Here is a 20,982-nt window from a genome sequence, read left to right on the forward strand (position 1 = left end):
TCAGGTGCCGCCCGCCATCGCGAGCCCCAGGGTCCGTTCGTCCGCTTCGTTCTTCCGGTACGCCGCCGTGACGCGGCCCTCGTACATCACCAGCACCCGGTCCGCGAGCCCCCGGATCTCGCTCAGCTCGGCCGAGACGAGGAGGACGGCGTGGCCGGCGTCGCGGTAGGCGATCAGCTGGTCGTGGATGTTCTGGATCGCGCCGATGTCGACCCCGCGCGTCGGCTGCTCCACGAGCAACAGCGGTGCCTCATGGGCGAGTTCACGGCCGATGAGCAGCTTCTGGAGGTTGCCGCCGGACAGTGCGGAGGCGGGGACGGCGGAGGTCGGGACCTTGATCCCGAACCGCTCGATCAGTCGCCGGGCGTGGGTGCGGACGGTCGCCGGCGGCAGCAGTCCGCGGGACGACAGGGACGTACGGTGGTGTCCCATCGCGAGGTTGTCCGCCACCGACGCGGCAGGGGCCGTACCGACCGCGTGCCGGTCCTCGGGGACGTACGCCAGACCCTTGAGGCGGCGTTCGGTGGCCGAGGCGTGGGTGATGTCGTGGCCCTGGAGCGTCACCCGCCCCGCCGTGACCGGCCGCAGTCCTGCCAGCGCCTCGACGAGTTCGCTCTGGCCGTTGCCCGCGACGCCCGCGACCCCGACGATCTCGCCGGCGCGGACGGTTAGGGCCGCCTCGTGCACTCCGGGGGTCGCGAGGCCGGTCACGTCCAGCACCACGTCACCGGGTGTCCCGGCCGGGTGGATCCGGTCCAGCTCGACCGCGCGGCCGGTCATCGCGGCGGCGATCTCGTCGGCGGAGGTCTCGGCGGTGACCAGACGGGCCACGACCCTGCCGTCCCGCAGGACGGTCACGCGGTCGCTGCCCGCCAGCACCTCGCGCAGCTTGTGCGTGACGAGGATCACCGTACGGCCCTCGGCGGCCAGCGACTTGAGCACCGCGAACAGGGCGTCGGCCTCGCCGGGGGTCAGCACCGCGGTCGGCTCGTCGAGGATCAGCGTGCGGGCGCCGCGGTGCAGCAGCTTCAGGATCTCCACCCGCTGGCGCAGCCCCACGGGCAGCTCGCCGACCCTGGCGTCGGGGTCCACGGCCAGGCCGTGCGCCTCGGCCAGCTCGCGTACCCGGCGGCGGGCCGCGGCCCGGTCCACCAGGCCGAAGCGGCGCGGCTCGGCGGCGTAGACGACGTTCTCGGCGACCGTCAGCGAGTCGAACAGCTTGAAGCTCTGGTGGACCATGCCGAGCCCGGCGGCCATGGCGTCGCCGGGGCTGCCGAAGTCCGTCTCCCGCCCGTCGATCCGGACCGTCCCGGCGTCGGCGCGTTCCATGCCGTAGAGGACCGACATGAGCGTCGACTTGCCGGCGCCGTTCTCACCCATCAGGGCGTGGATCTCGCCGCGCCGCACGGTCAGGTCGACGTGGTCGTTGGCGAGCGTTCCGGGGAACCGCTTGGTGATTCCCCGGAGTTCGACCGCGATGTCGTGGGACTCAGCTCGCGGCGGGGTCATCGACCGTCAGCTTCCCGGACACGATCTGGTCGCGCAGCGCCTCGACCTTCTTCAGGACGTCCTTGTGGTCGGCGATCACGCACTTCGAGGAGTCGACGCCGCTCTCGAGACCGGTGAGGCTGATGCCGCCCTCCTTCAGGCCGTACGACACGGTCGTGCCGTTCTTCCCGGCCAGGACCGACTCGATGCCCTTCTCGACGGCGATGTCCGTGCGCTTGATCACGTTGTCGACGACCGTGCCGGGCGCCGAGGGGCACTGGTTGACGTCGACGCCGTACGCGTAGGCGCCCTTGGCCTTCGCCGCCTCGAACACGCCGTAGTTGCCGGCCGCGGCGGCCGCCATGATCTGGTCGTAGCCCTTCGCGAGCAGCGTGCTCGCCTGCTCCTTGGCGCGCGCCGAGTCGTCGAAGGGGGACTGACCGCCGACGAAACGGGTGCCGGTGGAGGTCTTGGGCGCGACCTTCTTGGCGCCGGCCGCGAACGGGTCGCTGTAGCGGCGGAACTGGGGGGTGTCGAGGACGTCGACCGCGCCGACCTTCCCGGACTTGCTGAGCAGGCCCGCCTCGGCGCCCGCGAGGTAGACGCCCTCGTGCTCGCGGAAGACCGCGCAGCTGACGTTCTTGTACGTCTTGGTCGTGCAGGCGTCGATGATCAGGAACTGCTGCTCGGGGTTCTTCTGGGCCTGCTGGGCGACGATGTCGGCGAACTCGAAGCCGACGAGCACGATGACGTCCGGCTTGGCGTCCACCGCGGCCTGCACGTTCTGCTGCTGCGAGGCGGTGTCCGTGGACTCGTAGACCTTCTCCGTCCCGTCGTACCGCTTCGCCGCGTCCTTGATGCCGGTGACCGCGAGCTTCAGGAACTCGTTCTGTCCCACGGAGTCGGGAGTGACCAGGGTGAAGGACTTGCCGCTGCCGCTCGCCGCGTCGGAGGCGGTGTCGCTCTTCGCGGCGGCGTTGCAGGCCGAGGCCGCGGTGACGAGGAGCGCGGTGGCGGCGGCGACTTGCAGGGTACGACGGCTTCTGCGAGGCATCGGGGGACCTTCCGGGATACGACGTAACGACGGGAACGCGCTCCGGCGGGAGCGCGTGAGGGTCGGCGCGGAGCGCCGTGGGGGAGGGGCCGAAGGGGACGGGTCAGCGTCGACAGCCGTCGCCTGCACACCGGCCGAAGTCGAGGAAACGGCGCTTGGTCAGCAACACGTTCTTCCCCCTTCGTCTCGGTCCGCGGACTGGAAGCTGGACAGTACCACCCGTTTCCAGACACCTGCTCGAATGTCTCGAACTGTGGTTCCCGCAGGTCATGTACCGTGGAAAACACCACCGGAACAGCAGGAGTGTCCCGAAATGCCCCAGGAATTGCGTGCTGTCGACTGGACCGGAAACGGCCTCGCTCTCATCGACCAGACGCTGCTGCCGCATCGCACCGAGACAAGGGACGTCCACGATGTGGACACCTTGGTCGACGCGATCCAGCGCCTTGTGGTGCGGGGCGCTCCCGCGATCGGGGCCGCCGGAGGGTACGGCGTCGCGCTGGCGCTCGTGCAGGGGGAGCGGGAGGGCTGGTCGGACGCCGAGGTGCGTGCGGCGGTCGCCCGGATCCGTGAGGCCCGGCCCACCGCCGTCAATCTCATGGTGTGCGTGGACCGGGTGATGACCCGCTTCGAGGAAGGACTCGACGCGGTGCTGGAGGAGGCCGCGGCGGTCCAGCGCGAGGACGTCTCGGCGAACCGGGCGATGGGCGCGTTCGGCGCGGACTGGCTGCTCGAACGGATCGGTGAGGACCGGCCGTTGAGGATCCTGACGCACTGCAACACCGGCGCGCTGGCGACGGCAGGCTGGGGGACGGCCCTCGGTGTCGTCCGTGAACTGCACGCGCGCGGACGCCTGGAGGTCGTCTACGCCGACGAGACGCGCCCCCTGCTCCAGGGATCCCGGCTCACCGCCTGGGAGTTGGTCCAGGAGGGCATCCCGCACTACGTCCAGGCGGACGGGGCCGCCGCCGGCACGATCCTGCGCGGCGAGGTCGACGCGGCGATCGTCGGCGCCGACCGGATCGCCGCGAACGGCGACACCGCGAACAAGGTGGGCACGGTGGGCGTCGCCCTGGCGTGCGCCGACGCGGGGATCCCGTTCCTGGTGGCGGCACCGACGACCACGGTGGACCTGGCGACCGCGACCGGCGACGACATCCACATCGAACTCCGCGGTGAGGTCGAGGTGTTGGAGTGGGCCGGCGTGCGGACGGCTCCGGCCGAGTCCCGCGGCCACAACCCGGCGTTCGACGTCACACCGGGACGGCTGGTGACGGGGCTGGTGACGGAGCGCGGGGTGCTGGAGGTCTCGGCGGGCGAACTCCCGGGCGACCGGCTGAAGTAGGAGCCGGGCACAGGCATGAGGGGGTCCCCTGCCCGGGGACCCCCTCTCTCCGTCTCAGCGGCCCGTCAGCTCCAACTCCAGCAGCCACTCCACCACTTCGGTGTGGTGCCGGGCCTGCCGCGGATCCGAACCCCACACGTACAGCCCGTGTCCCGCGACCACGACCGCGGGCATCCGGGGCTCCCGTGCCTCCTCCAGACGATCGCCCAGCACCTTCATGTCCTGGCTGTTGGCGATGACCGGCAGCGTCACCTCGACGTCGTGCGCCGGAAGGCCGACGCCCTTCAGCATCTCCAGATCCCTGAAGACGATCCCGCCCGGCTCGCGCTTGCCCATCGCCACCGAGGCGACGGTGTGCACATGGACCACGGCACCGGCGCCGGTCAGCGCGGCAACCCGCGCATGCAGCTCGGCCTCGGCGGACGGCTTGCCGCCCTGTACGGCCGCACCCTGAGCGTCCACCAACACCACGTCCGCGGGCGTCAGTTCACCCTTGTCGTGCCCACTGGCGGTGACGGCGAGCCGCAGCGGATCGCGCGAGAGCACCACGGACAGGTTCCCGGAGGTCCCCCGCATCCAGCCGAACGAGGCGAAGCGGGCGGACTCGGCGGCGAGGACGGCCCCCGCCTCCTCCAGGTCGAGGGCGCTGATGTCGGTGGTCACGAAGTGCTCCTTGAAACGGTGATCTCGTCGAACGTCCCCGCCGCTGCGTGGTCGCCGACCCCTTGCTCGTAGTACGGCTCCCCGGGCCGCCGGATCCCGGCGGTGTGCCACCCGGCCGCACGGGCCGCGTCCAGCTCGCCGGGCCGGTCGGAGAGGAAGAGGAGCCGCTCCGGACGGACGCCGGTCGCCGAGGCGATACGGCGGTACGACTCGGGCTCCTGCTTGGGCCCGGCGTTCTCGGTGTCGTAGAGACCGGAGACCAGCGGCGTGAGGTCGCCCTCCGGGCTGTTGGTGAACCACGCCCGCTGCGCCGCGACCGACCCGGACGAGTAGACGTAGAGGTCCACGCCCGCCGCGTGCCAGGCGCGCAACCGCGGTACGACGTCGTCGTAGAAGTGCGAGACGAGGTCGCCGCGGGCGAAGCCCTCGGCCCAGATGACGCCCTGGAGGGTCTTCAGCGGGGTCGCCTTGCGGTCCTCGTCGAGCCAGGCGTTCAGCGCCTTCTCGACGCCTGCGGCGTCGGCGTCCGGTTCGCCGATCTCCTCGCGCACCTGGGCGACGGCCCGCGCCACCTCGGGTTCCTCGCCCCGCTCGGTGAGCAGCGCGGCGAACCGCGAGCGCGAGTACGGGTACAGCACGTCGACGACGAACCCCGTGGCGCTCGTGGTGCCCTCGATGTCGAGCACCACGGCGTCGACGTCGTGGTGCAACGTCATGCGGCGGCCCTGTCGGCCTCGTAGCCCGCAGCGATCGTGTCGTAGTCCGGGAAGCGGGCGGCGATCGTGGAACCGGTGAAGTTGCCGATCCAGCCGTCCTCCTCGTGGAAGAAGCGGATCGCGGTGAACGAGGGGGCGGTGCCCATGTCGAACCAGTGGGTGGTGCCGCGCGGCACGCCGAGGAGGTCGCCCTTCTCGCAGAACACCGCGTGCACCTCGCCGTTCACGTGCAGGTAGAAGATCCCGGAGCCGGAGACGAAGAAGCGGACCTCGTCATCGTCGTCGTGGGTGTGCTCCTGGAGGAACTTCGCGCGTGCGGCCGCGGCCTTCGCGGGGAACTCCGGGTCGTCGCTCGGGTGCAGACCGAGGACGTCGACGGTGGTGAAGCCCTCCTCGGCGTTCAGCTTGTCGATCTCGGGGCCGTAGGCGGCGAACACGGTCTCGCTGTCGGCGTCGAACGGGACGTCCTCGCGGACCGGCCACTGCTCGTAGCGCACACCGAGCGGCTTGAGGGCCTCGGCGATCTCGGCGGGGTCCGAGGTGCGGCGGACCAGGGTCTCGGGACCGGACTCGGACCAGGTCGTCAGCAGCGTCATGGGAACAACTCCAGGATTCTGGATGGAAAGTCCGGATACCGAGACAAGCACCGGACGGACGGAGAGGGAAGACAGCGGGGCGGCGGGCGGCGGCGAACAGGTCGTCAGCCGCGACACAGCGCGCCGGGACAGCGGCGCATGCAGGGCATACACGTCGCTTTCGCGCCAGTTGTCGTCATGGGGGCCTCACTGTGCCGGGTCGGGTGCCGGTCCTGTGATGGTAACTCCGGTGGAGGCGCCGACCTGGTGTGACGTAGTCGTTGTCTCACTTTGTGAGAATTCGTGTCCAGGGCTTTGACGATTGGCTGGAAACGTTCTCATGATCTCCTTATGAAGACGCTGCTGCTCGTGCGGCGGCTGTACGTGGACCTGCTCCGGATGACCACCGCCAGCTGTCGCTGACCTCCCCCGGAGCCCCCGCGCGCCCCGCCACCGGCCTCTGACGTCGATGGCGCATTCCTTTCGCTCGCTCCGGGACACGCACCCCTCTCTTCTCCTCACCACCCCGCACCTGGAGCCACCCATGTCCCGTGTCCGCCTCCCGCTCGCCGCGCTCTCGCTGGCCTCCGTCTCCGCCCTCGCGCTCGCGGGCTGCTCGCAGTCCACGGACGCCTCGAAGAACACCACCGACACCGCCGCCTCCGCCTCGGCCGCCACCGGCAAGAAGCCGGCCCCCTTCAGCGCGGGCCCGGTCAAGGTGGCCCTGGTCCGCCAGAGCGGCGCCGGCGACTACTTCGAGCAGTGGGGCAACGGCGCCAAGGCCCAGGCCAAGGCCCTCGGCATCGACCTGACCGTGTACGACGCCCAGGCGGACAACGCCAAGCAGGCCACCGACCTGTCCTCCGCGATCAACTCCGGCGCTAAGGCGATCATCATCGACCACGGCTTCCCGGCGACCATCCAGCCGGAGATCGACAAGGCCGTGAAGAAGGGCATCAAGGTCGTCGTCTACGACGTCGACACCCCCACCAAGGGCGTGGTGAGCACCGAGCAGGACGACGCGAGCATGGCGCAGGCCGTCCTCGACGTGATGGCGAAGAAGCTCGGCAAGAACGCCAAGGTCGGCTACGTCAACGTCGCCGGTTACGCGGCCCTGGACAAGCGGAACACCGTGTGGGCCAAGGAACTCGCCGCGCAGGGCTGGAAGCAGCAGTTCAAGGTCGGCAAGGTCACCGACTCCACGGCCACCGACAACGTTCCCCTGGTCTCCGCCGCGCTCACCCAGCACGCGGACGTGACCGGTGTCTTCGCCCCCTACGACGAGCTCGCCAAGGGCACCGTCCTCGCCGTCCAGAACAAGAAGCTCCAGGACAAGGTGAAGGTCTTCGGAGCGGACGTCTCCAACGCCGACATCCAGCAGATGACCGCCGCCGACAGCCCCTGGGTCGCCACCGCGGGCACCGACCCGTCCGCGGTCGGCGCCGCCGTGGTGCGGACCGCCGCCCTGGAGCTGGCCGGTCAGCTGAACAAGACCTCCGTGGAGTTCCCGGCCGTCGCCATCACCCAGGACTTCCTGCGCGAGAAGAAGATCGAGAACATGGACCAGCTCCGCACGGCGCTGCCGGCGCTGAACCTGTCGCAGGTCTCCACCGCCGACTGGATCTCGAATGTCGCCCACTGAACCGGCGGTCACCCTCCACGAGGTCAGCATGGCCTTCGGGGGCAAGACGGTCCTGGAGTCCGTCAGCCTCGACATCGCCCCGGGCAGCGTGGTCGCGCTGCTCGGCGCGAACGGCGCCGGCAAGTCCACGCTGATCAAGATCCTGTCGGGCGTGCACACCGGCCACGGCGGACAGGTACGGGTCGCCGGGGAACCCGCGGCCCTCCAGTCCCCGCTCGCCGCCCGGCAGTTGGGCATCCAGACCGTGCACCAGCGCATCGGCGAGGGCATCGTGCCGGGCCTCTCCGTAGCCGAGAACCTGGTCTTCGAGGAGCTGGCGCAGAAGCGCGGAAACCCGTTCCTGAACGGGCGCCGGGTCCTGGAGCGCGCCCGCGAGATCCAGGCGGGCCTCGATCTCGGCTGGAGCGATGCAGTGCTGCGCCGCGAGGTGGGCGAACTCGGCATCTCCGACCGCCAGTTGCTGATCCTCGCCCGCGCGCTCGCCACCCGCCCGCGCCTGCTGATCCTCGACGAGCCGACCTCGGCCCTGTCCGCAGCCGAGGCCGAACGCCTCTTCGCGCTCGTCGAGAAAATGCGCGACGACGGCATCGCCGTCCTCTACGTCTCCCACCGCCTCGGCGAGATCGACGCCCTCGCCGACCGCCTGGTCGTCCTGCGGGACGGCCGTCTCACCGAGGACCAGGCCAAGCCCTTCGACTGGGACAGCGCCCTGCGCGCGATGCTGGCGCAGGCCCAGGAGACGACGACGGCCCGCCCGGTGCGGGAGGGCGACCAGGGGGACGTCGCTCTCTCGCTGCGCGGAGTCCGCCTCTTCGAGGGCAGGGCGCCCCTCGACCTCGACCTGCGCGCCGGTGAAGTCACCGGTGTGGTGGGCCTGTTGGGGGCAGGCAAGACCGAGCTGGCCCGCGGCCTGTTCGGCGCCGAGCCCTTCGCGACGGGGACCGTCGAGCTGGACGGGAGACCGTACGCGCCGAAGCGGCCCTCCGACGCCATCCGCGGCGGTGTCCACCTGGTCCCCGAGGACCGGCACGCCGACGCGCTCGTGCCCGGCTGGTCGCTGGCCCAGAACATCTCCCTGCCCTTCCTGAAGTCGCTGTCCCGGCTCGGGCTGGTGAACACGGCCAGGGAGGACGCCCTCGGCCGCGACACCATCGAGGCCCTCGGCGTCGTGGCCCGCGACGAGCACAGCACCGTCGAGGAGCTGTCCGGCGGCAACCAGCAGAAGGTCGTCGTCGGCCGGTGGCTCGCCGAGGCACCCCGCGTCCTCATCCTGGACGAACCGTTCCGAGGCGTGGACATCGGCGCGCGTCGCGACATCGGCCGCCGCGCCCGCGCGCTGGCCGCCGAGGGCGCCGCCGTACTCGTCCTGTCCGCCGATGTCGACGAGGTCCTCGAGATCGCCGACCGCGTCGTCGTGCTCGCCGCCGGTGAGATCCACCTCGACGCGTACGGCGAGGACGCGGAACGCGACCGCGTCATCCAGACCATCTCGGCGTCGGTCTGACGTCGGCCGCCAGCCGCAGGCCCCAAGGAAGCAGCCCCCATGACCACCCAGCAGAGCACCGAGGTCCCCACCAAGGCGGCGATCCCGCCCGCGACCTCCACCGCCGTACGCGTCCAGAACGCCGTGATCAAGTACGGCTTCATCTTCGTCACGGTCGCCCTGTTCCTGTACTTCGCACTCAGCGAGGGCTCCTTCCGAGAGTCGGCGACCCTCCTCGACACCCTCCGGTACGTCTCCGTCGCCGCGATCCTCGGCCTCGGCGTCACCCTGACCATGGCCGTCGGCGGAATGGACATGTCCGTCGGCGCGGTCGCGGGCCTCGGCGTCTCGGTCGCCGCCCAGACGATGGTCGTCCAGAACCAGGTCGGCACGGTCGCGATCCTCGCGGTGCTCGTGGCGGGTGCCGTGGCGGGCCTGCTCAACGCGCTGCTGATCGTCGTACTGAAGATCCCCGACATGCTCGCCACCCTCGGCACCATGTTCGTGATCCAGGGCAGCAAGCTCATCCTCGTCGACGGTCAGTCGATCACCCCTGGCATGACCATGGACGACGGCTCGACCGCGCCCGGAAAGTTCACGGCCGGGTTCCTCAAGATCGACCGCGGCACGGTCGCCGGCATCCCCGTCTCGGTCCTCATCTTCGGCGGCCTGACGGTCGTCGCCTGGGTGTTCCTGGCCCGCACCCGCTGGGGCCGCGTCCTGTACGCGATCGGCGCCAACCCCGAGGCCGCCCGCCTGGCCGGCATCCGCGTCGGCGCCTACCGGGCCCTGGCCTACGTCCTGTCCGGCGTCCTCGCCTCGATCGGCGGCCTGATCCTCGCGTCCCGCATCGGCCAGGGCGACGTGTCCGCCGGAACCTCGCAGCTGCTGGAAGCGGTGGCCGTGGCGCTCGTCGGCACCTCCGTGCTGGGCCGGGGCCGCCCCAACGTCTGGGGCACGGCGCTCGGCGCGGTCCTCATCGGCATCATCACCACCGGCCTGACCATCAAGGGCCTGCCGTACTACACCCAGGACGTCGTCGAGGGCGCGGTCCTCATCCTCGCCCTGGTCTTCAGCTTCACGTTGTCCAAGCGCCGCACGGCATAGCGGCACACCTCAGAGCGCCGTACGCCACAAGGGAGTTACCAGACCATGGGTTACCGCATCCTGGAGCCGGAGGACATCCCGGCGTACCTGCGCGAGCGCGGCCACTGGGACGGCGCCGCCGACCCGGAGGTCCGCGAGGTCTCCGACGGCAACATGAACCGGGTCTTCCTCGCCTCGGCGGCCGACGGCACCCGCAGCCTCGCGCTGAAGCAGGCCCTGCCCTGGGTGCGCGTGGCGGGCCCGTCCTGGCCGATGAACCCGGACCGCGCCGACGCCGAGGCCCGCGCCTACGAGCAGATCGCGAAGGTCGCCCCCGACGAGATCCCGGCGATCCACGGCTACGACCCCGAGAACTACGCCACCGTCATGGAGGACATGTCGGACCTGGAGGTCCTGCGCACCCTCCTGAACGAGGGCGCGTCGTACGGCCCCGACACCTCGGTCCGGGTCGGCGAACTGGTCGCCCGGCTCTCCTTCGCCACCAGCGACTTCGGCATGCCGTCGGCGGAACGCAAGGCCCTGATCGCGGCCTCCGTCAGCCCCGAGCTCTGCAAGATCACCGAGGACGTGGTGCTGTCCGAGCCGTACATCGAGCACGAGCACAACCACTGGCACGAGGGCGTCGACGACCTGGCGAAGGCGTTCCGTGCGGACGCGAGGCTCCGCACGGAGGTGGCCGACCTCAGGCACCTGTTCATGACCAGCGCCCAGGCCCTCCTCCACGGCGACCTGCACACCGGCAGCATCATGGTCGGCACCCGCGAAGGCGCCCCGGTCGTCCGGGTCTTCGACCCCGAGTTCTCCTTCGTGGGTCCGATCGGCTTCGACCTCGGCCTGTACTGGGCCAACGCGCTGGTCTCGGAGGAACGGGCCCGCGCCCTGGACGCGTTGAGCGACCACGCCGACCAACTCGCCCTGTCCTGGACGGCGTTCGAGACGGAGTTCCGCCGCCTGTGGCCGACCCGCGTCGACACCTTCTTCGACGACGCCTACCTGGACCGCTTCCTGCGCCGCGTCTGGACCGAGTCCCTCGGCTACGCGGGCACCGAGATCATCCGCCGCATCATCGGCTTCGCCCACCTGACCGACCTCACGACCCTGCCGGACCCGGTACCGGCATCCCGCCGGTCCCTGCTCCTCGGGCGCGAACTCATCCTGCGGCGCGCGGAGTTGTCCTCGCCGGACGCCGTGCGCGAGGTCGTGGCCTCACTGGGCTGACTCGGCGTCGAACCACTCCTTGTCGGCGGCCCAGTGCCGCACCCAGCCGGCGAACCCGGGCTCGGAGGTCGTGTGCCCGAACTCCGAGCCGAAGGGCATGGCGCCCACATCCGTGATGTGCCATATGTGCCCCCGGTGGGGGCCCGTGACGACGAGATGCCAGTTCATCGCGCACCCGTCGGTCCCGAGCACGATCGAACCGTGCCGGAACACCTGGCCGATGACGGCGTCAGGGTCTTCGTACGGACCCTCGCCCGCCTCCCAGAGCCAGCCCTCGGTCAGCGGGAACGGCTTGCGCAGGTCCCGGTCCGCGCCGTCGCCTCCCCAGTCCCCGGGCAACTCGGCCAACCCCACGAGCCCGAATTCCGGCGGCCCCTGGAACGACCCGTCGGAGATCTCCGCGACGAACGTCCGATACGGCTCCGGCAGCACCACCCCCCGCTCCGCCTCGAAGGTCTGCACCGCTTCCCACCCGAGAGCCGACGCGCCCCCGTCGTCCACGCCGAAGGCCTCCCGCAGCGCGGTGAGTTCCTCGACAGCGGCCTGATCGTTGTCCATGCGTGCCATGAAAGCACCCGGCACTGACAACAGGACATGCGAAAGGGGCGGCTCCCTCGTCGAGGAGCCGCCCCCTTCACGTACCGGCCCCCATAGGGGGAGGGGCCGGGGTCTCTACTTCTTGTCGAGCAGGTCCTGGACCTTCGCCCGGACGTCGTCCGTGGCCAGGCCCCGGATCGTCAGGGTCGTACGGCGGCGCAGCACGTCGTCCTGCGTCTCGGCCCACTCGTTGTCCCGGGCGTACACGACCTGCGCCCAGATCTCGGGCGCGTCCGGGTGCACCCGCTCGCCCAGCTCGGGGTTCTCGTTGGCCAGCCGCGCGATGTCGAAGGCCAGCGAACCGTAGTGCGTGGCGAGGTGCCTCGCCGTGTCGGCTCCCATCCGGGGGCCGGGCGCCGGGTTGTCCACCAGCAGCCGGTGCGCGACCGCGCGCGGGTTGGCGACACCGGGCAGCGGCAGCTTCTTCGGCAGCGAGGAGACCGGCTCGAAGTCGTCGCCCAGCGGGTGGCCCGGCAGCGCCTCCAGCTTCTGCATGACCGTACGGCCGATGTGCCGGAAGGTCGTCCACTTGCCGCCCGCGACGGACAGCATGCCGCCCCTGCCCTCGGTGACCACGGTCTCGCGCTTGGCCTTCGCAGTGCTGCCGGGGCCGCCCGGCAGCACGCGCAGACCGGCGAACGAGTACGTGATCAGGTCACGGGACAGCTGCTGGTCGCGGACCGAGAACGCGGCCTCGTCGAGTATCTGGGCCGTGTCCTTCTCGGTGACCGTGACATCCGCCGGGTCGCCCTCGAACTCCTCGTCCGTGGTGCCGAGGAGGAGCATGTCCTCCCAGGGCAGGGCGAAGGTGATCCGGTACTTGTCGATCGGGGTCGCGAGCGCGGCCTTCCACGGCGAGGTCCGCTTGAGGACCAGGTGCGCGCCCTTGGAGAGGCGGATGGACGGCGCCGCGTTCGGGTCCTCCAGCTTGCGCAGGTGGTCGACCCACGGCCCGGTCGCGTTCAGCACGAGCCGGGCGTTCACGCCGAACTCGTCACCGGACTGCCGGTCGCGCAGGTCGGCGCCCGTCACCCGGCCCTTGGTGAACCGGAGGCCGGTCACCTCGGCGTGGTTGAGGACCACCGCGCCCGCCTCGACGGCCGCGCGGACCGTCATCAGCGCCATGCGGGCGTCGTTCATCTGGTCGTCGCCGTACACGGCCACGGCCTTGAGGTTGTCGGTGCGCAGCTCGGGCACGTCCTGCGCCGCCTTGGCGGGGGACAGGAGGTGACCGACGCCGTCACCGAACGCGGAGAGCGCGGAGTAGGCGAAGACGCCCGCCCCGAGCTTCGCGGCGCCGTGCGGCCCGCCCTTGTACACGGGGAGGTAGAACGTGAGCGGGTTCGCCAGGTGGGGAGCCACCTGGCGGGACACCGCACGGCGTTCGAAGTGGTTCTCCGCCACCAGCTTCACCGCGCCGGTCTGCAGATAGCGCAGACCGCCGTGGAGCAGCTTGGAGGAGGCGGACGAGGTGGCGCCGGCGAAGTCGCCGGCGTCGACCAGTGCCACCCTGAGGCCGGACTGCGCGGCGTGCCAGGCGGTGGAGATGCCCAGGATGCCGCCGCCGATCACGAGAAGGTCGTACGACGCCTTGGAGAGCTGCTCCCGGGTCTCGGCGCGGCTCGGGTTGGAGCCGGAGGCCGGGCGCGTACCGAGGGCAGGCACGGACTGCAGGGTGGACTGACTGGTCATGTGGGGTTCTTACTCCTCGTCAGAACTACGAGATGAGCTCGGGTGCGCTCGCTCGTCAGTTCTCGTCCTCGAGCCAGCCCATGGTCCGCTCGACGGCCTTGAGCCAGCTCTTGTACTCACGGTCGCGCTTCTCCGCGTCCATGTTGGGGGTCCACTCGGCGGCCCGGCGCCAGTTGGCGCGCAGGTCGTCGGTGCTGGTCCAGAAGCCGACGGCGAGACCGGCGGCGTAGGCGGCGCCGAGGCAGGTCGTCTCGGCGACCATCGGGCGCACCACGGGGGCGTCCAGGAAGTCCGAGAGGGTCTGCATCAGCAGGTTGTTGGAGGTCATGCCGCCGTCGACCTTGAGGGCCGCGAGCTCGACGCCGGAGTCCTTGGTCATGGCGTCCGTGATCTCACGGGTCTGCCAGGCGGTGGCCTCGAGCACGGCACGCGCGAGGTGCGCCTTGGTGACGTACCGGGTCAGACCGGCGATCACACCGCGGGCGTCGGAGCGCCAGTACGGGGCGAACAGACCGGAGAACGCCGGCACGAAGTAGGCGCCGCCGTTGTCCTCGACCGAGAGCGCGAGCGTCTCGATCTCGGCGGCGGTGGAGATCAGGCCCATCTGGTCGCGCATCCACTGCACCAGCGAACCGGTGACGGCGATGGAGCCCTCGAGGGCGTAGACCGGCTTCTGGTCACCGATGCGGTAGCCGACGGTGGTCAGCAGCCCGGAGTACGAGTTGATGATCTTCTCGCCGGTGTTCAGCAGCATGAAGGTGCCGGTGCCGTACGTCGACTTGGCCTCGCCCTCGGCGAAACAGGTCTGGCCGAACAGGGCCGCCTGCTGGTCGCCGAGCGCGGAGGCGACCGGGATGCCGCCGAGCAGGTCGCCGAGCTTGCCGCCGGTGACCTCGCCGTAGACCTCGGCGGAGGAGCGGATCTCCGGGAGCATGTTCAGCGGCACGCCGATGGACTCGGCGATCTTCTCGTCCCACGCCAGGGTGTGGAGGTTCATCAGCATGGTGCGGGAGGCGTTGGTGACGTCGGTGTAGTGCTTGCCGCCGTTGACACCACCGGTCAGGTTCCAGATGACCCAGCTGTCCATGGTGCCGAAGAGGATGTCCCCGGCCTCGGCGCGCTCGCGCAGCCCCTCGACGTTGTCGAGCAGCCAGCGGGCCTTCGGGCCGGCGAAGTACGAGGCCAGCGGCAGGCCGGTCTCGCGGCGGAAGCGGTCCTGGCCGACGTTGCGGCCGAGGTCCTTGCACAGGGCGTCGGTGCGGGTGTCCTGCCAGACGATGGCGTTGTGGACGGGCTCACCGGTGTTCTTGTCCCAGAGCAGAGTGGTCTCGCGCTGGTTGGTGATGCCGATGGCCTTGATGTCGTCACGGGTGATGCCGGCCTTCTGGACGGCCCCGGCGACGACTTCCTGGACGTTGGTCCAGATCTCGTTGGCGTTGTGCTCGACCCAGCCCGGCTTCGGGAAGATCTGCTCGTGCTCCTTCTGGTCGACCGAGACGATACGGCCGTCCTTGTCGAAGACGATGCAGCGGCTGGAGGTGGTGCCCTGGTCGATCGCGGCGATGAACGGGCCGGCGGTGTGGGCGTCGGTCACTGTGTGCTCCTGGGTTCCGTGAGTAAGGGACGGTCTACGACTGCTGTTCGACTGCTGGTCTAAGCGAACGCGATGTTGTAGATGCCTGCAGCGATCGCGCCGCCGATCAGCGGACCGGCGATCGGGACCCAGGCGTAGCTCCAGTCGGAGCCGCCCTTGTTGGGCAGGGGCAGGAGTGCGTGCACGATGCGCGGACCGAGGTCACGGGCCGGGTTGATCGCGTAACCGGTCGGGCCACCGAGGGACAGACCGATGGAGACGACGACGAGTGCGGTGATCAGGGCGCCCAGGGTGCCGAGACCCTTGCCGTCACCGTTGAGGCCCTGGGTGAGGACGGCGAGCACCAGCACGATGGTGCCGATGACCTCGGTGGCGACGTTCTGCCAGGCGACGCGGACCTCGGGGCCGGTGGAGAAGATGCCCAGGACCGGGCCGGCGCCCTTCTCCTGCGCCTCGACGGCCTTGGCGGAGGTGGCCTGCGCGCCGGGAGCGCCGACGATCTCCTTGTCGGTCAGGTGCGCGTGGAACTGACCGTAGTAGGCGACCCAGACCAGGGCCGCACCGATCATGGCGCCGAGCAGTTGTCCGCCCCAGTAGATCGGGACGTCGCTCCAGGCGATGCCGTCCTTCTTCAGCGCGAGCGCGAGCGTCACGGCCGGGTTGAGGTGGGCGCCGGAGAGCGGCGCCGAGGTGTACACGGCCGTCAGCACGGCGAAACCCCACCCGAAGGTGATGGCCAGCCAGCCGGCGTTGCGGGCCTTGGAGGCCTTCAGCGTGACGGCGGCGCACACGCCACCGCCGAGCAGGATGAGTATGGCGGTACCGATGGTCTCGCCGATGAAGATGTCGGAGCTGGACACCCGCGACTCCTTTGTCCTTCGTCCAGGGGACCGAACCCCGGGTCCCTCCGGTGGTTCGAGCTGCTCTCGGGAGTGAGAGCGGTGTCGGCCCTTGGCGTTGTCACACTCTAGCGCGTATTGCCGGTAGGTGTTCGACAATGCCGACCGATGGACGGGAGTCTTGCTCCGGCGTTACGTGCACGTCAAGAGCTCTGTTGCCGAAACCGCGATCGTTATTGATTGCTGTGGCTATCGATCTTGAGTTCGACACACACGGCTTCCGCGTGCGCACTGTGCGTGCGGATCTATGGGTTTGCCTAGTTTGTCAGGGTACGGGCAAGGGCCGGGACGTCCAACGGACGTACCGACCCTCTTGTGCTCTTCTTGGACGGGCTCGCGTCAGAACCGGCCGGCGCCCAGGTCCCGTGACACCGCGCGGGCGCAGTCCCGCACCGCCGCGATCAGCTCGGGGCGCAGCTCGCCGTCCCGGCACAGCCGCTCCACGGCCCCGGTGATGCCGACCGCGCCGACGGGCATGCGCCGCCGGTCGTGGATGGGGGCGGCGATGGACGCGACGCCCTCCCAGGTCTCCTCGATGTCCGCCGCGTACCCACGCGCGCGCGTGATGTCGAGGATCTGCTCGAAGTCGCCCAGATCGCACACGGTCCGGTCGGTGAACACCTTGCGGTCGCTCTCCACCGCCTCGCTGTGCGCCACCGGGTCGTACGCGGAGAGCACCTTGCCCAACGCCGTGCAGTGCAGGGGCTGCATGGCCCCGATCTCCAGCACCTGCCGGCTGTCGTCGGGCCGGAAGACGTGGTGCACGATCAGCACACCCTGCTGGTGCAGGACGCCCAGGTGCACGCTCTCACCGCTGGAGCGGGCCAGGTCATCGGTCCACACGAGCGCACGTGCGCGCAGCTCGTGCACATCCAGGTAGGTGGTGCCGAGGCGCAGCAGCTCGGCGCCCAGCTGATAGCGCCCGGAGGCCTCGTCCTGCTCCACGAACCCCTCGTGCTGGAGGGTGCGCAGAATGCCGTGCGCGGTGCCCTTGGCCAGGCCCAGGGACGAGGCGATGTCCGACAGGCCGAGCCTGCGCTCGCCGCCCGCGAGGAGCCGCAGCATCGCGGCCGCCCGTTCGAGCGACTGGATGTTCCGTGCCATCGCCGTCCTGCCTCCGTCCCGTCGACAGCCGAGTGTTACGGCGTCGCTGCCAGTGTTCGGCAATGCCGAACACTACCGGTCCATGCCGACCTCCCGCTAATGGTCGGTCGTCATCTGTTGCGTCACTGGTATCCAGCCGGTGACCTGCCCGCCATCCTCGTCCGTCCCGTGGACGCGCCGACCATACGGTGGCGGGCCCGGCTACCCTGGCGTGGTGCGCCCAGCGCGGGACGTCTCGCGGGCGCCGTGAAGCCGACAGCCGTCGCAACTCAGGGAGCCCTTTCATGGCCTCGTCGCCACTGACCCCTTCCGCCGACAGCCGGACCCGTGTGTCCGCGCTCCGTGAGGCGCTCGCCACCAGAGTGGTGGTCGCCGACGGAGCGATGGGCACCATGCTGCAGGCCCAGGACCCCACTCTCGAGGACTTCGAGAATCTCGAAGGCTGCAACGAGATCCTCAACGTGACCCGTCCCGACATCGTCCGATCCGTCCACGACGCGTACTTCGCGGTGGGCGTCGACTGCGTCGAGACCAACACCTTCGGCGCCAACCACACGGCCGCCACCGAGTACGACATCGCCGACCGTGTGCACGAACTCTCCGAGGCGGGCGCCCGGATCGCCCGCGAGGCGGCCGACGAGCACACCGCCCGCGACGGCCGGCAGCGCTGGGTCCTCGGCTCGGTCGGCCCCGGCACCAAGCTGCCCACCCTCGGCCACATCGACTACGCCACGATCCGCGACGGCTACCAGGCCAACGTCGAGGGCATGCTCGCGGGCGGCGCCGACGCCCTGATCGTCGAGACCACGCAGGACCTGCTCCAGACGAAGGCCTCCGTCCTCGGCGCCCGGCGCGCGCTGGAGGCCACCGGCACCGACGTGCCGCTGGTGGTCTCGATGGCCTTCGAGACGACCGGCACCATGCTGCTGGGCTCGGAGATCGGTGCCGCGCTGACCGCGCTGGAGCCGCTGGGCATCGACATGATCGGCCTGAACTGCTCGACCGGCCCCGCCGAGATGAGCGAGCACCTGCGCTACCTGGCCCGTCACTCCCGCATCCCGCTGCTGTGCATGCCGAACGCGGGCCTTCCCATCCTCACCAAGGACGGCGCGCACTTCCCCCTCGACCCCGAGGGCCTGGCCGACGCGCAGGAGAACTTCGTCCGCGACTACGGCCTGTCCCTGATCGGCGGCTGCTGCGGCACCACCCCCGAACACCTGCGCCAGGTCGTGGACCGCGTCCGCGACCTCACGCCCTCCGAGCGCAGCCCGCAGCCCGAGCCGGGTGCCGCCTCCCTCTACCAGACGGTCCCGTTCCGCCAGGACACCTCCTACCTGGCCATCGGTGAGCGCACCAACGCCAACGGCTCGAAGAAGTTCCGTGAGGCGATGCTGGCGGCGCGCTGGGACGACTGCGTGGAGATGGCCCGCGACCAGATCCGCGAAGGCGCCCACATGCTGGACCTGTGCGTGGACTACGTGGGCCGTGACGGCGTGGCCGACATGAAGGAGCTCGCCGGCCGCTTCGCCACCGCCTCCACCCTGCCGATCGTCCTCGACTCCACCGAAGTCCCCGTCATCCAGGCCGGGTTGGAGAAGCTCGGCGGCCGCGCGGTCATCAACTCCGTCAACTACGAGGACGGCGACGGCCCCGAGTCCCGCTTCGCGAAGGTCACCAAGCTCGCGCAGGAGCACGGCGCAGCGCTGATCGCGCTGACCATCGACGAGGAGGGCCAGGCCCGCACCCCCGAACACAAGGTCGCCATCGCCGAACGGCTCATCGACGACCTGACCGGCAACTGGGGCATCCACGAGTCGGACATCCTCATCGACACCCTGACCTTCACCATCTGTACCGGTCAGGAGGAGTCCCGCAAGGACGGCGTCGCCACCATCGAGGCGATCCGCGAACTCAAGCGCCGCCACCCCGACGTACAGACCACCCTGGGCCTTTCGAACATCTCCTTCGGCCTCAACCCGGCGGCCCGCATCCTGCTCAACTCGGTGTTCCTGGACGAGTGTGTGAAGGCGGGCCTGGACTCCGCGATCGTGCACGCGTCGAAGATCCTGCCGATCGCCCGGTTCAGCGAGGAGGAGGTCCAGACCGCCCTCGACCTGATCCACGACCGCCGCGCCGAGGGCTACGACCCCCTCCAGAAGCTCATGCAGCTCTTCGAGGGCGCCACCACCAAGTCCCTGAAGGCGGGCCGCGCCGAGGAACTGGCCGCGCTGCCGCTGGACGAGCGCCTCAAGCGCCGCATCATCGACGGCGAGAAGAACGGCCTGGAGGCCGACCTCGACGAGGCCCTGCAGACCCGCCCCGCTCTCGACATCGTCAACGAGACCCTCCTGGACGGCATGAAGGTCGTCGGCGAACTGTTCGGCTCGGGCCAGATGCAGCTGCCGTTCGTGCTGCAGTCCGCCGAGGTCATGAAGACGGCGGTCGCCCACCTCGAACCGCACATGGAGAAGTCGGACGCCGAGGGCAAGGGCACCATCGTGCTGGCCACCGTGCGCGGCGACGTGCACGACATCGGCAAGAACCTCGTCGACATCATCCTGTCCAACAACGGCTACAACGTGGTCAACCTCGGCATCAAGCAGCCGGTCTCCGCGATCCTGGACGCCGCGGCCGAGCACCGCGCCGACGTCATCGGCATGTCCGGCCTCCTGGTCAAGTCCACGGTGATCATGAAGGAGAACCTGGAGGAGCTCAACCAGCGCGGCATGGCCGCCGACTTCCCGGTGATCCTCGGCGGAGCAGCGCTGACCAGGGCGTACGTCGAACAGGACCTGCACGAGATCTACCAGGGCGAAGTCCGTTACGCCCGCGACGCGTTCGAGGGCCTGCGCCTCATGGACGCCCTCATCGGCGTCAAGCGGGGCGTGCCCGGCGCCAAGCTGCCCGAGCTCAAGCAGCGCCGGGTGCGCGCGAGCGCCGTACAGGTCGAGGAGGAGCGGCCCGAGGAGGGGCATGTCCGCTCCGACGTGGCCATCGACAACCCGCTGCCCACGCCGCCGTTCCGGGGCACCCGCGTCATCAAGGGCATCCAGCTCAAGGAGTACGCCTCCTGGCTCGACGAGGGCGCCCTGTTCAAGGGCCAGTGGGGGCTCAAGCAGGCCCGCACCGGCGAGGGACCGACGTACGAGGAACTCGTCGAGACCGAGGGCCGGCCGCGTCTGCGCGGACTGCTCGACCAACTGCAGACCGAGAACCTGCTGGAAGCCGCCGTCGTCTACGGCTACTTTCCCTGCGTGTCCAAGGACGACGACCTGATCATCCTGGACGACGAGGGCAACGAGCGCACCCGCTTCACCTTCCCGCGCCAGCGCCGCGGCCGCCGGCTCTGCCTCGCCGACTTCTTCCGCCCGGAGGAGTCGGGGGAGACCGACGTGGTCGGCTTCCAGGTCGTCACCGTCGGCTCCCGGATCGGCGAGCGGACGGCCGAGCTGTTCGAGGCGAACGCCTACCGTGACTACCTCGAACTGCACGGCCTGTCCGTCCAGTTGGCCGAGGCGCTCGCCGAGTACTGGCACGCCCGGGTGCGTTCCGAACTCGGCTTCGCGGGCGAGGACCCCAGCGAGATCGAGGACATGTTCTCCCTGAAGTACCGGGGCGCCCGCTTCTCCCTCGGCTACGGCGCCTGCCCCGATCTGGAGGACCGCGCCAAGATCGCCGACCTGCTCCAGCCGGAGCGCATCGGCGTCCACCTCTCGGAGGAGTTCCAGCTCCACCCCGAGCAGTCCACCGACGCGATCGTCATCCACCACCCGGAGGCGAAGTACTTCAACGCCCGCTGAAACGC

Annotated in this window: 16 protein-coding genes; 6 read left to right on the top strand and 10 right to left on the bottom strand. The window is 70.1% G+C overall.

Going from position 1 to position 20,982, the window contains the following annotated elements:
- On the bottom strand, positions 1 to 1,509 hold the full coding sequence (locus ACFYRX_RS12120; protein ID WP_389098544.1) for an ABC transporter ATP-binding protein: 1,509 nt from the start codon (positions 1,507 to 1,509) through the stop codon (positions 1 to 3).
- The gene (locus ACFYRX_RS12125) at positions 1,490 to 2,542 is read right to left on the bottom strand and encodes a BMP family ABC transporter substrate-binding protein (protein WP_389098546.1); all 1,053 of its coding nucleotides are present in this window, start codon (positions 2,540 to 2,542) and stop codon (positions 1,490 to 1,492) included. Before ACFYRX_RS12125 ends, ACFYRX_RS12120 begins: the two co-directional genes overlap by 20 nt.
- 313 nt (positions 2,543 to 2,855) lie before the next feature.
- On the opposite strand from ACFYRX_RS12125, the gene mtnA reads away from it, so the two are divergent.
- Positions 2,856 to 3,887 carry an S-methyl-5-thioribose-1-phosphate isomerase gene (gene mtnA, locus ACFYRX_RS12130; protein ID WP_389098548.1) on the top strand — a complete coding sequence of 344 codons (1,032 nt, stop codon included), beginning with the start codon at positions 2,856 to 2,858 and terminating at the stop codon, positions 3,885 to 3,887.
- Positions 3,888 to 3,941: 54 nt separating this feature from the next.
- Here mtnA and mtnB read toward each other — a convergent pair whose 3' ends face one another.
- The 3 genes from mtnB to ACFYRX_RS12145 are packed head-to-tail and all read right to left on the bottom strand — an operon-like array spanning position 3,942 to position 5,862.
- Entirely contained in the window at positions 3,942 to 4,550 is a 609-nt protein-coding gene (gene mtnB / locus ACFYRX_RS12135) for a methylthioribulose 1-phosphate dehydratase (RefSeq protein ID WP_389098550.1), read from the bottom strand.
- Positions 4,547 to 5,266, bottom strand: a complete 720-nt coding sequence (gene mtnC, locus ACFYRX_RS12140; protein ID WP_389098552.1) for an acireductone synthase — start codon at positions 5,264 to 5,266, stop codon at positions 4,547 to 4,549. The genes mtnB and mtnC overlap by 4 nt, the downstream gene beginning before the upstream one ends.
- Positions 5,263 to 5,862 carry an acireductone dioxygenase gene (locus ACFYRX_RS12145; RefSeq protein WP_389098554.1) on the bottom strand — a complete coding sequence of 200 codons (600 nt, stop codon included), beginning with the start codon at positions 5,860 to 5,862 and terminating at the stop codon, positions 5,263 to 5,265. The genes mtnC and ACFYRX_RS12145 overlap by 4 nt, the downstream gene beginning before the upstream one ends.
- Before the next feature lie 523 nt (positions 5,863 to 6,385).
- Here ACFYRX_RS12145 and ACFYRX_RS12150 point away from each other — a divergent pair.
- Genes ACFYRX_RS12150 through mtnK form a run of 4 tightly spaced genes read left to right on the top strand, consistent with a single transcriptional unit; the run spans position 6,386 to position 11,291 of the window.
- Positions 6,386 to 7,483, top strand: a complete 1,098-nt coding sequence (locus ACFYRX_RS12150) for a substrate-binding domain-containing protein (RefSeq protein WP_389098556.1) — start codon at positions 6,386 to 6,388, stop codon at positions 7,481 to 7,483.
- A complete protein-coding gene (locus ACFYRX_RS12155) occupies positions 7,470 to 8,987 on the top strand; it encodes a sugar ABC transporter ATP-binding protein (RefSeq protein ID WP_389098558.1) in 1,518 nt (505 codons plus the stop codon). Before ACFYRX_RS12150 ends, ACFYRX_RS12155 begins: the two co-directional genes overlap by 14 nt.
- Before the next feature lie 39 nt (positions 8,988 to 9,026).
- Entirely contained in the window at positions 9,027 to 10,073 is a 1,047-nt protein-coding gene (locus ACFYRX_RS12160; RefSeq protein WP_389098560.1) for an ABC transporter permease, read from the top strand.
- A gap of 45 nt (positions 10,074 to 10,118) precedes the next feature.
- Positions 10,119 to 11,291: an S-methyl-5-thioribose kinase gene (mtnK, locus tag ACFYRX_RS12165; protein ID WP_389098562.1), complete on the top strand. Its 1,173-nt coding sequence runs from the start codon at positions 10,119 to 10,121 to the stop codon at positions 11,289 to 11,291.
- Here mtnK and ACFYRX_RS12170 read toward each other — a convergent pair.
- The 5 genes from ACFYRX_RS12170 to ACFYRX_RS12190 all read right to left on the bottom strand — a co-directional run bounded on the left by ACFYRX_RS12170 (position 11,280) and on the right by ACFYRX_RS12190 (position 17,177).
- Positions 11,280 to 11,849, bottom strand: a complete 570-nt coding sequence (locus ACFYRX_RS12170; RefSeq protein WP_389098564.1) for an SMI1/KNR4 family protein — start codon at positions 11,847 to 11,849, stop codon at positions 11,280 to 11,282. The genes mtnK and ACFYRX_RS12170 overlap by 12 nt on opposite strands.
- 114 nt (positions 11,850 to 11,963) lie before the next feature.
- A complete protein-coding gene (locus ACFYRX_RS12175; RefSeq protein WP_389098566.1) occupies positions 11,964 to 13,580 on the bottom strand; it encodes an FAD-dependent oxidoreductase in 1,617 nt (538 codons plus the stop codon).
- A gap of 55 nt (positions 13,581 to 13,635) precedes the next feature.
- Positions 13,636 to 15,174: a glycerol kinase GlpK gene (gene glpK / locus ACFYRX_RS12180; protein ID WP_389098568.1), complete on the bottom strand. Its 1,539-nt coding sequence runs from the start codon at positions 15,172 to 15,174 to the stop codon at positions 13,636 to 13,638.
- Positions 15,175 to 15,233: 59 nt separating this feature from the next.
- Entirely contained in the window at positions 15,234 to 16,034 is an 801-nt protein-coding gene (locus tag ACFYRX_RS12185) for an MIP/aquaporin family protein (RefSeq protein ID WP_389098570.1), read from the bottom strand.
- A gap of 378 nt (positions 16,035 to 16,412) precedes the next feature.
- A complete protein-coding gene (locus tag ACFYRX_RS12190) occupies positions 16,413 to 17,177 on the bottom strand; it encodes an IclR family transcriptional regulator (protein ID WP_389098572.1) in 765 nt (254 codons plus the stop codon).
- 284 nt (positions 17,178 to 17,461) lie between these two features.
- On the opposite strand from ACFYRX_RS12190, the gene metH reads away from it, so the two are divergent.
- Complete coding sequence (gene metH / locus ACFYRX_RS12195; protein WP_389098574.1) at positions 17,462 to 20,977, top strand: methionine synthase; 3,516 nt, start codon at positions 17,462 to 17,464, stop codon at positions 20,975 to 20,977.
- Positions 20,978 to 20,982: the final 5 nt, after the last annotated feature.

The sequence above is a fragment of the Streptomyces sp. NPDC005374 genome, from assembly GCF_042872225.1.
GTDB lineage: Bacteria > Actinomycetota > Actinomycetes > Streptomycetales > Streptomycetaceae > Streptomyces.

What these genes read in the sequence shown, in the direction of transcription:
- ACFYRX_RS12155 (WP_389098558.1), top strand. Translation starts at nt 7,470, where the DNA reads ATGTCGCCCACTGAACCGGCGGTCACCCTCCACGAGGTCAGCATGGCC.
- ACFYRX_RS12120 (WP_389098544.1), bottom strand. Translation starts at nt 1,509, where the DNA reads ATGACCCCGCCGCGAGCTGAGTCCCACGACATCGCGGTCGAACTCCGG.
- ACFYRX_RS12150 (WP_389098556.1), top strand. Translation starts at nt 6,386, where the DNA reads ATGTCCCGTGTCCGCCTCCCGCTCGCCGCGCTCTCGCTGGCCTCCGTC.
- ACFYRX_RS12160 (WP_389098560.1), top strand. Translation starts at nt 9,027, where the DNA reads ATGACCACCCAGCAGAGCACCGAGGTCCCCACCAAGGCGGCGATCCCG.
- mtnK (WP_389098562.1), top strand. Translation starts at nt 10,119, where the DNA reads ATGGGTTACCGCATCCTGGAGCCGGAGGACATCCCGGCGTACCTGCGC.
- ACFYRX_RS12125 (WP_389098546.1), bottom strand. Translation starts at nt 2,542, where the DNA reads ATGCCTCGCAGAAGCCGTCGTACCCTGCAAGTCGCCGCCGCCACCGCG.
- ACFYRX_RS12170 (WP_389098564.1), bottom strand. Translation starts at nt 11,849, where the DNA reads ATGGACAACGATCAGGCCGCTGTCGAGGAACTCACCGCGCTGCGGGAG.
- mtnC (WP_389098552.1), bottom strand. Translation starts at nt 5,266, where the DNA reads ATGACGTTGCACCACGACGTCGACGCCGTGGTGCTCGACATCGAGGGC.
- ACFYRX_RS12145 (WP_389098554.1), bottom strand. Translation starts at nt 5,862, where the DNA reads ATGACGCTGCTGACGACCTGGTCCGAGTCCGGTCCCGAGACCCTGGTC.
- ACFYRX_RS12190 (WP_389098572.1), bottom strand. Translation starts at nt 17,177, where the DNA reads ATGGCACGGAACATCCAGTCGCTCGAACGGGCGGCCGCGATGCTGCGG.
- metH (WP_389098574.1), top strand. Translation starts at nt 17,462, where the DNA reads ATGGCCTCGTCGCCACTGACCCCTTCCGCCGACAGCCGGACCCGTGTG.
- ACFYRX_RS12175 (WP_389098566.1), bottom strand. Translation starts at nt 13,580, where the DNA reads ATGACCAGTCAGTCCACCCTGCAGTCCGTGCCTGCCCTCGGTACGCGC.
- mtnA (WP_389098548.1), top strand. Translation starts at nt 2,856, where the DNA reads ATGCCCCAGGAATTGCGTGCTGTCGACTGGACCGGAAACGGCCTCGCT.